Here is a 12,532-nt window from a genome sequence, read left to right as displayed (position 1 = left end):
TCAGGCACTTTTGTGCGATAAGCCGTCACCCTAGAATTTTTTGACCGAGAGATAAGGTGCGCACCAGACTTAGCATTTGCGCAAAGAAGCTTTCGTATCGGTCGGAGGAGGAGGCGCTTGTTGTCGTTCAGCGCTCCGGGATGCTGCTTCGGACATACCGCTGCGATCGCTGCCGCTTGTTTCACCTCACGAGCCGCACAAAGGGCAAGCGCCTCCCGCGGCCGGTCGAATAGGTGCTTAATCCTCGTCAGAGGCTGCGAGCAGGTCCATCATATCCCGTGCCGCTTCGCGATCGGCCTCTTCTTTGAAGGCGACGTCGAGATCCGGCGCAGCGCCGAGCATGTAAAGGAGAGACCACAAGGCGAAGCGTCGCGCCCGATCTTGCTCGAGACCGAAGTCGACACGCAGTCGATCTAGGCCAGCAGCTTGGACCGCAGGCGACGCCTCCATAATATCTGAGGTGCCAAAATAGCGCTGCAACAGGTCGTCCAAATCCATGAAGGTTTGCTAGCGGATTATGCGCTCCAAGGAAATGGACTGACGTCCTCGCCATTTGGCTCCGTCGAAGGTTTAGGCATTGGCCGCGCGGCATAGATGTAGCTGGCATAAGTGCCGACAGGGAACAAACTCCCTCTTTAAAAACGCCGCTCGCCCACCCATCTTGTCGACATCACAAGATCAACGGAGAATGATAATGGCAAATTATCGTAAAACCGACGAGGCCGTTGCCCAGCTCTCGCCGGAGCAGCACCATGTTACCCAGGAAAATGGCACGGAGCGGCCTGGTACAGGCGAGTATCTGGATAACAAGGAGCCCGGAATTTACGTCGATATCGTTTCCGGTGAGCCACTTTTTGCCTCGTCCGACAAATTTGAATCAGGCTGCGGATGGCCCAGTTTCACCAAGCCGATTACGCCCGCCCACATCAATGAGCTGCGCGATGCGACGCATGGCATGGTGAGAACGGAAATTCGATCGACGCATGGCGACAGTCATCTCGGCCATGTTTTTCCGGATGGTCCGCAAGATCGTGGTGGCTTGCGCTATTGCATCAATTCGGCCTCGCTTCGTTTCATCCATCGCGATGATATGGAGGCTGAGGGATATGGAGATTTTGTTGATCAGGTGGAGGATGTTGCATGATCTTTGACACGAACACGCACGAACGGGCCGTCTTGGCCGGTGGCTGTTTCTGGGGAATGCAGGATTTGATCCGCAAATATGATGGGGTCATTGCAACGCGCGTTGGATACACAGGCGGTGACGTTCCCAACGCGACCTATCGCAATCATGGCACCCATGCCGAAGCGATAGAAATCATCTATGATCCGTCGGCGATCAGCTTTCGAGACTTGTTGGAATTTTTTTTCCAGATTCATGATCCTTCAACGCCAAACCGCCAGGGCGGCGATCGCGGGGCCAGCTATCGGTCGGCCATATTCTATACCTCGGACGAGCAGAAACTTATTGCCGAGGATACCATCGCCGATGTCAATGCTTCCAATCTTTGGCCAGGCAAGGTCGTGACCGAACTAACGCCGGCAGGTGATTTCTGGGAGGCGGAGCCAGAGCATCAGGATTATCTGGAGCGCATTCCGCACGGATACACCTGCCATTTCATCCGTCCCGAATGGAAATTGCCGCGCCGGGCGGAGGCGGTATAGGAAAGCCACGCCAGACAATCTGCGAAAACCGACCGCTTCGACAATCGGCACAATCCTGCGTGCTCGATGTTCTATGCGGTTTGCCGCAAAGCATCGGATGCTGACGCCATATCCATGATAAAATTGTGCACCGCATGAGCCTCTATTGGCCTGCTGAGCAAATAGCCCTGGATCTGTCGACAGCCTTCGCGGCGCAGGATTTCGGCTTGCGCCTTGTCCTCTACGCCTTCGGCGACTGTTTCCATGCCCAGCGCATCGGCCAAGGTCGTGATGGTGCGGATCACAGCGCCAGAATTGCCGCCATCGGCGAGGTCGCGGACAAAACTTTGGTCGATCTTCAGCGTGTCGAACGGAAAGCATCGTAAATAGCTGAAAGAGGAATATCCCGTACCAAAATCGTCGAGCGCGATACGGACGCCCAGCGTTCGCAAGCCATGCAGGGCGTGTAACGTTTCTTCGACATTGGCGATCAGGATGCTCTCGGTAATCTCGAGTTCGAGCCGGTTTGCAGACAGGCCCGATGATGCCAGTGCCGACAATATAATGTTCGCCAGATTGGGGCTTACTAGCTGTTTGGGAGAAATGTTCACTGCGACCGAGATGTCTCTTGGCCAGGACACAGCTTGGCGACAGGCTTCGCGGATCACCCATTCGCCAATCGGGGTGATCAGGCCGCACTCCTCAGCCAGCGGAATAAAATCGGCGGGGCAGATCATGAGATTGGCGGGGTGCTGCCACCGGATGAGCGCCTCGAACGTCTTCAGTCGTTCTTTGTGGATGCTATAGATCGGCTGAAAATATAGTTTGAACTCGCCGTTGCGGATGGCGTGGCGCAGATCGAGTTCCATCTCGCGGTGGGCGCCTCCTGGGTGCATGTTATACCCGTCAGGACGCGGCAAGCGCTGTCGGCATACAAACGCCATCAAGTTCGAGCACATGGGTAAGTCGGCCCAAGGCGATCCACGATCCAATTGAAAAAGTCATATCAACGATTTCGGCATCGCTGAAATGAGCGTGCATTCTGGCCCAGAAATCCTCATCCTCTTCCATCGACTGGGGGGCGTCGCCCATGCGCTCGGCATATTCGATGATAATCCGCTCACGAGGCGAAAAGCAGTCCGCATCGCGCCATCGCTCGACGGCGGCGTAAAATTCCTCGCCGGGCGCCGGGTTCCCACGGGCAGAGACCGCGCGCTCGGGGTGGCCGCCCGATCGTTCGAGATGTCCTTCAAGGTCGCGCGCCGCGCGCATCCCGATGCAAAGTTTGCACCCGTTGATTTGCGCGGTGCGCATCCGCGCGGCTTCCATCTCGCGCAGCGTCATCGTCGAACTTTCATAGACGGCGCGCGAATAGCTTCCGGCTGCGGCGGCTATTTCGGGGGCATAGTGCGACCATACAAAAGCCGAAGGGTCGTCTGCGTGTGAATCGGGAACATGGACGCGTGGCACAAACGCTCTCCTTCAGGGCGGCTTTCAGAGCATTAAGAAACAAGCATGATTGTTTATATAATGCAAGTCAATCAGTGGTCGGTGCTTTTGATCAGTGCCCGAGCAGGCTCATTCGGTGTCGCTGATGGTGAGGATGTTCGCTGCGATCAGCGCCTGAATTTCGTCATCGCTCATGCCTGCGTCGCGCAAAATGTCGGCGCTATCGGCGCCAAGGTCGGGTCCGGGATCGCCGATGGCTCCGGGGGTGTCCGAAAAATCGACCGGGATGCCCGGCATACGAATTGTGCCTTCGGGCGTTTCGCGCTGATGCCAAAATTCGGTCGCTTGCAAATGCGGATCGGACAACAGGTCTTCCAAGCTGGCGATCGGCATGGCCGGGCATTGCGCTTGCTTGAAAAGCGTCATCCATTCATCGGTCGTGCGCTCGGCCAGCACCTTGGAAACATGGTCCAAAACAGTGCTGATATTCTCTGTGCGGTTGCGCAGAGAGGCAAACATCGGCTGTTTGGACCAGCCCGGATTGCCGATAGCGTCGAAGAAATTTTTCCAGTGGCGATCATTATAGATCATCACGGCAATATAGCCGTCACTTGTCCGATAGGGGCGGCGGTTCGGCGATGTGACACGCGGATATTCGGGCTTGCCAATGGGCGGATCGTACAGCGAACCGCACAGATGTTCGATCATCGAAAATGAAACGAGCGTTTCGAACATCGGTACTTCGATTTCCTGCCCCCGCCCGCTTTTCTCTCGCGCATAAAGCGCCGCGATGACGGCGTAGGTGGCACTGAGGCCGGCGACCTTGTCGGCGACTACGGTCGCAAGATAAGTCGGGACGCCGTCTGACAAGGACGCCTGCAGTGATACAATCCCCGATGCGGCCTGCACGATGTCGTCATAGGCGGGGTAATCGGCATAGGGGCCTTTGCGACCGAAGCCATAAAGATTGGCGTAAATGATGCGCGGGTTCACTTTTTTCACCGCTTCATAGGCAAGGTCGAGGCGCAGAATTGCCTGCGCGCGCATCGAATGAATAAACACGTCGGCCCGTTCACAGATTTTGAGCAGCGCGGCGCGTCCGGCGGGGGTTTTGAGATCGAGCGCAATGCTGCGCTTGCCGCGGTTCACGTTCATAAACATGGCCCCGCGATCGGTCTTCTTGCCCGGGGGAATATGGCGGGTGGTGTCGCCGTCGGGGCTTTCCACCTTGATCACGTCGGCCCCCAAATCGGCAAAGATTTGCGTGGCATAGGGACCCATGAGAACACTGGTGAGGTCGACCACCTTGACGCCTTTGAGTGGGCCAATTCCCCGTCCTGCCATCATATTTTCCCATATAAAATTACAAACAACTCTGATTGTTTTTGCTTGTCATGGACGGGAAATGCAATAGCCTATTGGACGATGACGACGGAAAGGGACCCTGAATGACGCGTGCGCACCTGATTGCTGCGGGAAAGTTTCATGATATTGATTTTGCCCGGCTCGAGCTGTTGAAGCTGCTCGCCGAACAGCCCGAAATACGGACCACGGTCGCGACCGATTACAGCGATGCGGCGCTGATTCGGGACAGCCGCTTGCTGATAACCTATACCTGCGACGTTGTGCCGCCGCCTGAACAGGTCGCCGCGTTGCGCGAATTTCTGGAAGCGGGCGGCCGTTGGCTGGCGCTGCACGGCACCAACTCGCTGCTTCGCTTTGCCGATGACGGCACCGTTGAAACGCCCGACGAGGCCCCCGAATTCATGGATTTGCTGGGCTCGCAGTTCGAAGGCCATCCGCCCGTCGGTCCGTTCAAGGTGCGGATCAGCAACGCCGATCACCCGGTGACTCAGGGGCTGCGCGACTTCAACGTTCATGACGAACTGTATCTCAGCCAGCGTAGGGGCGAGATTGACGTGCTGATGCACACCGAATTTGCGGGTGGCTGCGCCGATTATGGCGACCGGGTCTGGGACGAAAGCGAGGTTCCGGTGTTGTACGAGCGGCAAGTCGGCAAGGGCGCGATTCTCTATCTCACGCTCGGCCATTGTCGCGGACATTATGATCTGGCGCCGATCCGGCCCTTTTACCCGCATCCCGATCGCTGCGCCTGGAACTATCCGGTCTATTACGAACTCCTGCGCCGCAGCATCCGATGGGGAATCACTGCGGCATAAGAGGGGTCAGTCGGACGGGCGGAGCGTCAGAATATCCTTTTCCAAATTGGTGAGAACCGCGTCGATCATCGCTTCATCGACGCCATGCGTCATGCGGTTGATCGCCAGCCCCTCGAGCAGATTCTGGCACAGCGCCAACGCCAGATTGAATTTTTCCAGATCGCGCTGCCATTCGGGGAACAGCTGGATGGCAAGTTCGTACCAGCGTTCGCGAAATTCGATGCGCACCGGTTCGAGAATCGCGAGCAACTCCTTGTCGGTGCGCGCGGCGATCGCCAGCTCCTGAAACGCGATGAAATTGGGTCGAAGCAACTGACCCCAATAAGCGCGGACCAGCGTGTGGACATTATGGTCCTTGGTTTCTGCAGCGCGGCGAAAGGCGCGCAACTGCTTGTGGTGCAATTCGACGATGGTGGCTTGCATCAGCTGTCGGCCACCTTCGAAATGATGGAGCATGGCGCCGCGTGACAAGCCGGCTTCGTCCGCAACCTTGGGCGTGGTGGTGCGTGAATAGCCATATTTGACTAGGCAGCGAATGGTCGCTTCGACCAGACGAGCCTTGGTTTGTGCGCTTTTCAGGGCTTGATGCGATGGTTCATCCTTTTTCCCCGATGGCGAAAGTGATGCAGTTGAACGACTCGTTGCACGCGCCATCAGATTGTTGCCCCCGGTCTATTTAAAACAATCATGATTGTTTGCCTTTGACAAATCAAGCACAAGCTGAAACTCTTGGCCGGATTGATGGCAAGGGAGATAGCATGGCACGTCTTGAGGGAAAAGTCGCATTGGTAACCGGTGGTGCATCGGGACTCGGCAAGGCCGATTGCACCCGCTTCATCGCCGAGGGCGCAATCGTGTTCGTTTCGGATATCAATGCAGAGGCGGCACAGGAATTGGCCGCGTCGCTGGGCGCGAACGCCATTGCGGTCACGCAAGACGTCGGCTCCGAAGCCGACTGGAAACGCGTTTATGCCGACATTGATGCGCGCTATGGGCGGCTCGACATCCTTGTGAATAACGCCGGGATCGTGGTCGTTGCCGATCCCGAAGAAACGACACTCGACCAATATGAGCGTGTGATGCGGGTGATGGCGACCAGTGTGTTTCTGGGCTGCAAACTTGGCCTTCCCTTGCTCGCCAAGTCGCGCTCGGCCTCGATCATCAACATGTCGTCGATCGCTAGCCACATTGGTTATCCGCCTTTCTTTGCCTATTCTGCGGCAAAAGGAGCGGTACGCTCGATGAGCAAGTCGATTGCAGTTCATTGTCAGGACAAGGGCTATCCGATTCGGGTCAACACCCTGCACCCTTCCTCTATCGAAACCCCGATGGTGCAAAATGCCGAAGGACGTGCTGGGCAGGAGCAGCCGGTGTCGGACGGGGTGTTGCCAGCGGGTGCGACGGGCGCGCCAGAGGATGTCGCCAACCTGATCCTGTTCCTCGTCAGCGACGAAGCGCGCTTCCTGACCGGCGGTGAATATATCGTAGACAATGGCATGACCATTCGCCCTTGAGGCTCCGACCGCACTGCACAAAAAAGTCAGACATGACTTTTTTATCTTGAGTCTCGACCCGCATGGGTTAATGATGCGGCTATGCGCGAGGCTACACATGTTGCGGAAGCGATCACGCTATCCAGCGCCGATTGCGCCGCAACAGGAAAGACTATGTAGCTGTCCGTTGTCGCGCTGCGCAGACCTGTGCCGCGCTTGAACGAAATTGGAAATGCCAGGAGGATGCCATGGATTTAGGACTGTCGGGAAAGAAGGCGATCATCGTCGGCGGGGCACGCGGAATTGGCTTTGCCATCGCCGAGGTGCTGGCGCGCGAAGGCTGCGACATTGCCATCACCGCCCGTTCCGAAGATGCGGTGAAAGAAGCAATCGCCAATCTGCGCAAATATGGCACCAAGGTCATTGGCTCGGCGGTCGATGTGCAAAAGGCTGACCCCTATAAGAAATGGCTCGAAGAGACGGTCGAGGCCATGGAGGGTGTCGATATCCTCATCCCGATCAGCTCGGCAGGCGGCGGCATGGGCAGCGAGAAATATTGGACGCGCGCGTTCGATATCGACGTCATGGGTCCGGTTCGCGCGGTTGAGGCAGTCTTGCCCGACATGATCGAACGCGAAACCGGTTCGATCATCCTGTTGGCGACGACATCAGCCAGCGAGGCGATGGGCGGCCCGCAGGCCTATAATGCCATGAAGGCATCGCTCATCACCTGGGGCAAGCAACTGGGCCTCGCCTATGGTGACAAGGGTATCCGCGTGAACATCATCTCCCCCGGGCCGATCGAATTCGAAGGCGGAAACTGGGAAATGATCAAGGGAACGATGGAGAAATTCTATAAATCGCAATTGCGCCAGCAACCGCTGGGGCGGTTCGGAAAGCCCGAAGAGATCGCCCGCGCCGTTGCGTTTCTGGCCAGCCCGGCCGCGAGTTGGTGCAACGGATCGCATCTGGTCGTCGACGGCGGTTTCACCAACCGGACTCAGTTCTAGGAGCCCCCTCGCGATGGACGTGAAGCGCAAAGTGGATGTGTTGCGGGTCGATCCCGAAGCCTGGCCGAACGGAACACCTGCGGCAAAAGCGCCCGCGCCCGGTCTGGGCGACGCGATGATTCCGGCAGAGCGCTACACGTCCAAAGACTTCATGGGCAAAGAATGGGACCGCATCTGGACCAAAGTCTGGCTATTGGCGGGGCGCTCTGACGACATGGCAGAGCCGGGCGATTATATCTGCACCGATATCGGCAAGGAATCGGTCATTCTGGTGCGGCAGTCGGACGGTTCGGTTCGTGGCTTTTACAATGTTTGCCTGCATCGCGGTAACAAGCTGCGGCCCGAAGGTTTGGGCGCGGCGGAAGAGATGTTCCAGTGCAAGTACCACCACTGGACCTATGACTGGACAGGCAAGATTGTCCGCATCCCCGACCTCGACACTTTTCCGCAAGGCGGGCCACCGTGCGGGGCAATTCCGGAGGTCAAGTGCGGCGAGTGGGGCAGCTTTGTCTGGTTCACGCTCAATCCCGACCCCGAACCGCTCGAAGAGTTTCTGGACCCGATTCCGCAGCATCTTGACCCGTATCACTTCGACCGCATGGCATGGACCCGCGACGTCACGGTCGAATGGGACTGCAACTGGAAGGCGAGCGTCGATGCGTTCAACGAAAGTTATCATGTGCAGGGGATCCACCCGCAGCTTCAATGGTATCTCGATGATGTCAACATCCAGATCGATTGTTATGATCGACACAACCGCTATCTGATCCCGTTTGCCACGATCAGCCCGCGCGTTTCGATGCCGAGCCAGGTGCCGCCTGCCATTGCGGGAATCCTTCGCGCGGCAGAGATGGACCCGGCCGATTATGAAGGGCGTGTTGGCGATGTCCGGCGCGCCGTCCAGCTGCACAAACGCAAACATGGCAAGGCGCAGGGCAAGGACTATTCGGATCTCAACGACGATCAGCTGACCGACGACTATCATTATATGATTTTCCCCAACGTCTCGCTGAACGTTCATGCCGACGACGTGATGATGTTCCGGCAAAGACCGCATCCAACCGATCCGGACAAGATGTTCTATGACATCTGGATATTCGAACTGGTTCCAGAGGGTGAGGAGTGGCCGGATCGTCCGCGACACCAGCATTTCAAACATGGTGACAGATCGATTGGACAAGTTCTCGATCAGGATGCGTTCAACCTGCCAACCGTGCAAAAAGGCATGCACTCCAGCGCGTTTCCCGGATTGTGGATCGGCGAACAGGAACTGCGAATCCGGCATTTTCACGATGTCATCAGCCAATATATCTATGGCCACAATGGCCCCGGAGAGGGAGACATTTGATGCAATTGTCGCGCGAAGATCTGCTCGGCGCCTATCGCCGTATGGCAACGATCCGGCAGTTCGAGGAACGGCTGCACGAAGAAATCAAGTCGGGCGAAATTCCGGGCTTCACGCATCTTTATTGTGGGCAAGAGGCGGCGGCTGTCGGTGTATGCTCGCATCTCGACTACGAAGATATGATCGTCTCAACCCATCGCGGTCACGGCCATTGCATCGCCAAAGGGTGCGATGTGACGGGTATGATGAAAGAGATTTACGGCAAGCGCGACGGGCTTTGTAAAGGGCGTGGCGGATCGATGCACATTGCCGACACGTCGATTGGTATGTTGGGCGCAAACGGTATCGTCGGGGCGGGCGCGCCGCAGGCCGTGGGTGCGGCCATCGCGGCCAAACTCGACGGCAAGGGCAAGGTCGCCATTGCTTTTTCGGGCGACGGTGCCTGCAATCAGGGCACGACCTTTGAAGCGATGAACATGGCCGCGGTGCTAAAAGTTCCGGCGATCTTTGTGTTCGAGAATAATCACTATTCCGAACATACCGGTTATGAATATGCGGTCGGCACATCAACCGACATCGCCGGCCGCGCCGAAGCGTTCGGGATGAAAGTCTGGCGCGCCAACGGATCGGACTTCTTCAAAACCTATGAAGCGATGGGCGAGTTGCTGGATTATGTCCGCGGCGGCGGTGGTCCAGCGGCTATCGAGCTAGATACCGAGCGTTTCTATGGCCATTTTGAAGGCGATCCGCAGCGCTATCGGGCCAAGGGTGAGCTTGAACGCATCCGTGACGAACGCGACTGCCTCAAGGCTTTCCGGGCTTCCACCATCGACGCCGCGCTGCTTACAGCGGCTGATCTCGACGCGATCGATGTCGAGGTTGCCCAGCTGATTGGCGACGCAGTGACGGCGTCGCGCGAAGCGCCCGTGTCGCAACCAGAAGACGTCCTCGAAGACGTCTACGCGGAATATTGAGGAATACCGACATGGCGATCATGACAATCAGAGACGCGATCAACCAGACGTTGCACGACGAAATGGAGCGCGACCCCAATATCATCATCATGGGTGAGGATATCGCCGGCGGTGCGGGCACGGCGGGCGGGCAGGAAGCCATCGGCGGGATCTGGGGCACAACCGGCGGGCTGATCGGTAAATTCGGTGCGGACCGCGTGATCGATACCCCGATCTCCGAAAGCGCCATCATCGGTGCCGCCGCTGGAGCGGCGCTCGCGGGTAAGCGGCCCGTCGCGGAATTGATGTTTGCCGACTTCATTGGCGTGTGCGCCGATCAGCTGATCAATCAGATTGCCAAGTTCCGCTATATGTTCGGCGGCAACACCAAATGCCCCGTCGTGGTTCGGCTCATCTATGGCGCAGGCATGAACGCGGCGGCTCAGCACAGTCAGGCATTTTATAATTTCCTCACCGCCGTGCCCGGATTGAAGGTGGCGTTGCCGACGACGCCAGCCGACGCCAAAGGCTTGCTGTCGCAGGCGCTGCGCGGCGACGATCCCGTCATGTTCTTTGAGCATAAGTCGCTGTTCGGAAAAAAGGGCGAAGTCCCCGAAGGCGAGCATCTGGTCCCGTTCGGCCATGCCCGCATGGTGCGCGAAGGCGGCGACGTGACGATTGTTGCTTTTGGCAGGATGGTCAGCTTTGCAGAGAAAGCAGCGGACGCGCTCGCCGAAAAGGGCATCGGCTGCGACATCATCGATCCGCGCACGACCAGTCCGCTCGACGAAGAGGCGATCCTCGACAGCGTCGAACAGACCGGGCGTTTGGTCGTGGTTGACGAAAGCCCGCCGCGCTGTTCGATGGCGACCGATATTGCTGCGCTGGTTGCCGAAAAGGCCTTCACCAGCCTGAAAGCACCGCCGCGCATGGTCACCGCGCCGCATACCCCGATTCCGTTTGCGCGCGAGCTGGAACGGGCCTGGCTCCCTTCGCCCGGTCAGATCGTCACGGCGGTCGATGACGTGCTGGGTTGGGGCTGAACGATGGCGAGCCTTAAGGCCTTCACCATGCCCAAATGGGGCATCGAAATGTCGGAGGGGACCGTGGCCGAATGGTTGGTCACCGAGGGTAAACCCTATGCCAAGGGAGAGCTTCTCGCGCTCATCGAAACCGACAAGATCACCAACGAGGTTGAGGCTGAGGCCGATGGCTGCTTCGTCCGGCTGGTGGCGTCGGCGGGCGAAACCTTGCCGGTCGGCGCTCTGCTTGGCGTGTTGGGTCCGCCCGATGCGTCGGCTGGGGATATCGATGCCTTTGTGGCCGGATTCAAACCCATCGACGCGAGTATGCCGGGTGGTGACGAGGCGCCCGCGGCGAAGCCAAGCGAACCCGCCGAGAGTAAAACAGCGCCAAAGTCCGACCCTGCGCCGCAAAAAATCACCATTGCGAAGGATGTGGCGATCAGTCCTGCCGCCCGGATCAAGGCGGAATCAGCTGGACTTGCGGTTGATTCAATCGTCGCGACGGGACGCGAGGGCCGCATCACGTTGCAAGATGTCGACAAGGCCATTCTCGGCAAACGGTCAGCCGGACTTAAAGGGCCGATCAAAGTGGAAGGGCAAGAAGAGGTTTTCGCTTCGCCCCTCGCGCGGCGACTGGCGGTGCAAAACCGCATCGACCTTGCCAAAGTAAAGGGGACCGGACCGCGCGGCCGCATCTGCAAGGCCGATGTGCTGGCGCTGATCCAGACGAGCACGCCGCCTACCAAGACGGTGGTCGCGGCGGCGGATGGCGATGTCGAGATTCTTTCCATGTCATCGATGCGCCGCACCATTGCGGCCCGTTTGACCGAGGCCAAAACCACGATCCCGCATTTCTATCTGCGCCGCCGTGTGCGCGCGGACCGGCTGATCGCGTTGCGCGAAGGCTTGGGTAAAAAGGCCAGCATCAACGACTATCTGGTCCGTGCGGTTGCGCTGGCGCTGCGCGAAGTTCCGGCGGTCAATATTCAGGTGCATGGTAATGACATCCACCGCTTTACGCACGCCGATATCGCCATTGCGGTGGCGACGTCGCGCGGGCTTATCACGCCCATTTTAACCTCCGCCGATCTGTTGTCGGTAGAAGAGATTGCGGGGCGCACTGCCGATCTCGCCCAACGCGCTCGGGCTGGAAAGCTGCGGCCAGAGGAGTTTCAAGGCGGTAGTTTTTCGGTCTCTAATCTTGGTATGTTCGGGGTCGAGCAATTTGATGCCATCATCAATCCGCCGCAGGGGGCAATCCTTGCCGTGGGCAAGGCGCGGTCGGAGCCGGTCGACGATAATGGCGCGATCCGGATCGTTCCGGTGCTTCACTTCTCGTTGAGCTGCGACCATCGCGCGATTGACGGCGCCGATGGTGGGGCTTTTCTGGAGGCGCTGGCAGCTTTGGTCGAGGCGCCCGAACAGCTTTAGGG

The 12,532-nt window shown here is 58.2% G+C and carries 14 protein-coding genes; 9 read left to right on the top strand and 5 right to left on the bottom strand.

Annotation, left to right across the window (positions count from 1 at the left end; genetic code table 11):
- Positions 1 to 237: 237 nt before the first annotated feature.
- Positions 238 to 498 carry a hypothetical protein gene (locus ACR3XE_RS00480; RefSeq protein WP_473699504.1) on the bottom strand — a complete coding sequence of 87 codons (261 nt, stop codon included), beginning with the start codon at positions 496 to 498 and terminating at the stop codon, positions 238 to 240.
- Positions 499 to 694: 196 nt separating this feature from the next.
- Between ACR3XE_RS00480 and msrB the strand changes: the two genes are divergently transcribed.
- Together msrB and msrA are read left to right on the top strand one after the other, a co-directional pair.
- Complete coding sequence (msrB, locus tag ACR3XE_RS00475; protein WP_473699505.1) at positions 695 to 1,144, top strand: peptide-methionine (R)-S-oxide reductase MsrB; 450 nt, start codon at positions 695 to 697, stop codon at positions 1,142 to 1,144.
- Complete coding sequence (msrA, locus tag ACR3XE_RS00470; protein ID WP_486185827.1) at positions 1,141 to 1,665, top strand: peptide-methionine (S)-S-oxide reductase MsrA; 525 nt, start codon at positions 1,141 to 1,143, stop codon at positions 1,663 to 1,665. The genes msrB and msrA overlap by 4 nt, the downstream gene beginning before the upstream one ends.
- Before the next feature lie 71 nt (positions 1,666 to 1,736).
- Here the strand turns inward: msrA and ACR3XE_RS00465 are convergent, their stop codons facing one another.
- The 3 genes from ACR3XE_RS00465 to ACR3XE_RS00455 form a co-directional block, all read right to left on the bottom strand.
- Positions 1,737 to 2,513 (bottom strand): putative bifunctional diguanylate cyclase/phosphodiesterase, encoded by a 777-nt coding sequence (locus ACR3XE_RS00465; protein WP_486185826.1) that lies wholly within the window; start codon positions 2,511 to 2,513, stop codon positions 1,737 to 1,739.
- 37 nt (positions 2,514 to 2,550) lie between these two features.
- The gene (locus tag ACR3XE_RS00460; protein WP_473699507.1) at positions 2,551 to 3,114 is read right to left on the bottom strand and encodes a carboxymuconolactone decarboxylase family protein; all 564 of its coding nucleotides are present in this window, start codon (positions 3,112 to 3,114) and stop codon (positions 2,551 to 2,553) included.
- 108 nt (positions 3,115 to 3,222) lie between these two features.
- Positions 3,223 to 4,440: a CaiB/BaiF CoA transferase family protein gene (locus ACR3XE_RS00455; protein ID WP_473699508.1), complete on the bottom strand. Its 1,218-nt coding sequence runs from the start codon at positions 4,438 to 4,440 to the stop codon at positions 3,223 to 3,225.
- A 101-nt stretch (positions 4,441 to 4,541) separates the two neighbouring features.
- On the opposite strand from ACR3XE_RS00455, the gene ACR3XE_RS00450 reads away from it, so the two are divergent.
- Complete coding sequence (locus ACR3XE_RS00450) at positions 4,542 to 5,273, top strand: ThuA domain-containing protein (protein WP_486185825.1); 732 nt, start codon at positions 4,542 to 4,544, stop codon at positions 5,271 to 5,273.
- 6 nt (positions 5,274 to 5,279) lie between these two features.
- Here ACR3XE_RS00450 and ACR3XE_RS00445 read toward each other — a convergent pair whose 3' ends face one another.
- Positions 5,280 to 5,927 (bottom strand): TetR/AcrR family transcriptional regulator, encoded by a 648-nt coding sequence (locus ACR3XE_RS00445; protein ID WP_473699510.1) that lies wholly within the window; start codon positions 5,925 to 5,927, stop codon positions 5,280 to 5,282.
- Positions 5,928 to 6,031: 104 nt separating this feature from the next.
- Here ACR3XE_RS00445 and ACR3XE_RS00440 point away from each other — a divergent pair, with 104 nt between their 5' ends.
- The 6 genes from ACR3XE_RS00440 (at position 6,032) to ACR3XE_RS00415 (ending at position 12,530) form a co-directional block, all read left to right on the top strand.
- Positions 6,032 to 6,787 (top strand): SDR family oxidoreductase, encoded by a 756-nt coding sequence (locus ACR3XE_RS00440; protein WP_473699511.1) that lies wholly within the window; start codon positions 6,032 to 6,034, stop codon positions 6,785 to 6,787.
- Positions 6,788 to 7,014: 227 nt separating this feature from the next.
- Positions 7,015 to 7,776, top strand: a complete 762-nt coding sequence (locus ACR3XE_RS00435) for an SDR family NAD(P)-dependent oxidoreductase (RefSeq protein WP_473699512.1) — start codon at positions 7,015 to 7,017, stop codon at positions 7,774 to 7,776.
- Positions 7,777 to 7,789: 13 nt separating this feature from the next.
- Entirely contained in the window at positions 7,790 to 9,124 is a 1,335-nt protein-coding gene (locus tag ACR3XE_RS00430) for an aromatic ring-hydroxylating oxygenase subunit alpha (protein WP_486185824.1), read from the top strand.
- Entirely contained in the window at positions 9,124 to 10,095 is a 972-nt protein-coding gene (locus tag ACR3XE_RS00425) for a thiamine pyrophosphate-dependent dehydrogenase E1 component subunit alpha (RefSeq protein ID WP_473700278.1), read from the top strand. Before ACR3XE_RS00430 ends, ACR3XE_RS00425 begins: the two co-directional genes overlap by 1 nt.
- A gap of 11 nt (positions 10,096 to 10,106) precedes the next feature.
- Positions 10,107 to 11,117: an alpha-ketoacid dehydrogenase subunit beta gene (locus tag ACR3XE_RS00420; RefSeq protein WP_473699513.1), complete on the top strand. Its 1,011-nt coding sequence runs from the start codon at positions 10,107 to 10,109 to the stop codon at positions 11,115 to 11,117.
- 3 nt (positions 11,118 to 11,120) lie between these two features.
- Positions 11,121 to 12,530 (top strand): 2-oxo acid dehydrogenase subunit E2, encoded by a 1,410-nt coding sequence (locus ACR3XE_RS00415; RefSeq protein ID WP_473699514.1) that lies wholly within the window; start codon positions 11,121 to 11,123, stop codon positions 12,528 to 12,530.
- Positions 12,531 to 12,532: the final 2 nt, after the last annotated feature.

The organism is Sphingopyxis sp. 10G20-10 (assembly GCF_057365075.1).
The sequence above is the reverse complement of the archived record's forward strand: the minus strand, read 5'-3'. Positions and strand labels throughout refer to the sequence as shown.

What these genes read in the sequence shown, in the direction of transcription:
- ACR3XE_RS00480 (WP_473699504.1), bottom strand. Translation starts at nt 498, where the DNA reads ATGGATTTGGACGACCTGTTGCAGCGCTATTTTGGCACCTCAGATATT.
- msrA (WP_486185827.1), top strand. Translation starts at nt 1,141, where the DNA reads ATGATCTTTGACACGAACACGCACGAACGGGCCGTCTTGGCCGGTGGC.
- ACR3XE_RS00450 (WP_486185825.1), top strand. Translation starts at nt 4,542, where the DNA reads ATGACGCGTGCGCACCTGATTGCTGCGGGAAAGTTTCATGATATTGAT.
- ACR3XE_RS00435 (WP_473699512.1), top strand. Translation starts at nt 7,015, where the DNA reads ATGGATTTAGGACTGTCGGGAAAGAAGGCGATCATCGTCGGCGGGGCA.
- ACR3XE_RS00440 (WP_473699511.1), top strand. Translation starts at nt 6,032, where the DNA reads ATGGCACGTCTTGAGGGAAAAGTCGCATTGGTAACCGGTGGTGCATCG.
- ACR3XE_RS00425 (WP_473700278.1), top strand. Translation starts at nt 9,124, where the DNA reads ATGCAATTGTCGCGCGAAGATCTGCTCGGCGCCTATCGCCGTATGGCA.
- ACR3XE_RS00455 (WP_473699508.1), bottom strand. Translation starts at nt 4,440, where the DNA reads ATGATGGCAGGACGGGGAATTGGCCCACTCAAAGGCGTCAAGGTGGTC.
- ACR3XE_RS00445 (WP_473699510.1), bottom strand. Translation starts at nt 5,927, where the DNA reads ATGGCGCGTGCAACGAGTCGTTCAACTGCATCACTTTCGCCATCGGGG.
- ACR3XE_RS00415 (WP_473699514.1), top strand. Translation starts at nt 11,121, where the DNA reads ATGGCGAGCCTTAAGGCCTTCACCATGCCCAAATGGGGCATCGAAATG.
- ACR3XE_RS00465 (WP_486185826.1), bottom strand. Translation starts at nt 2,513, where the DNA reads ATGGAACTCGATCTGCGCCACGCCATCCGCAACGGCGAGTTCAAACTA.
- msrB (WP_473699505.1), top strand. Translation starts at nt 695, where the DNA reads ATGGCAAATTATCGTAAAACCGACGAGGCCGTTGCCCAGCTCTCGCCG.
- ACR3XE_RS00430 (WP_486185824.1), top strand. Translation starts at nt 7,790, where the DNA reads ATGGACGTGAAGCGCAAAGTGGATGTGTTGCGGGTCGATCCCGAAGCC.
- ACR3XE_RS00420 (WP_473699513.1), top strand. Translation starts at nt 10,107, where the DNA reads ATGGCGATCATGACAATCAGAGACGCGATCAACCAGACGTTGCACGAC.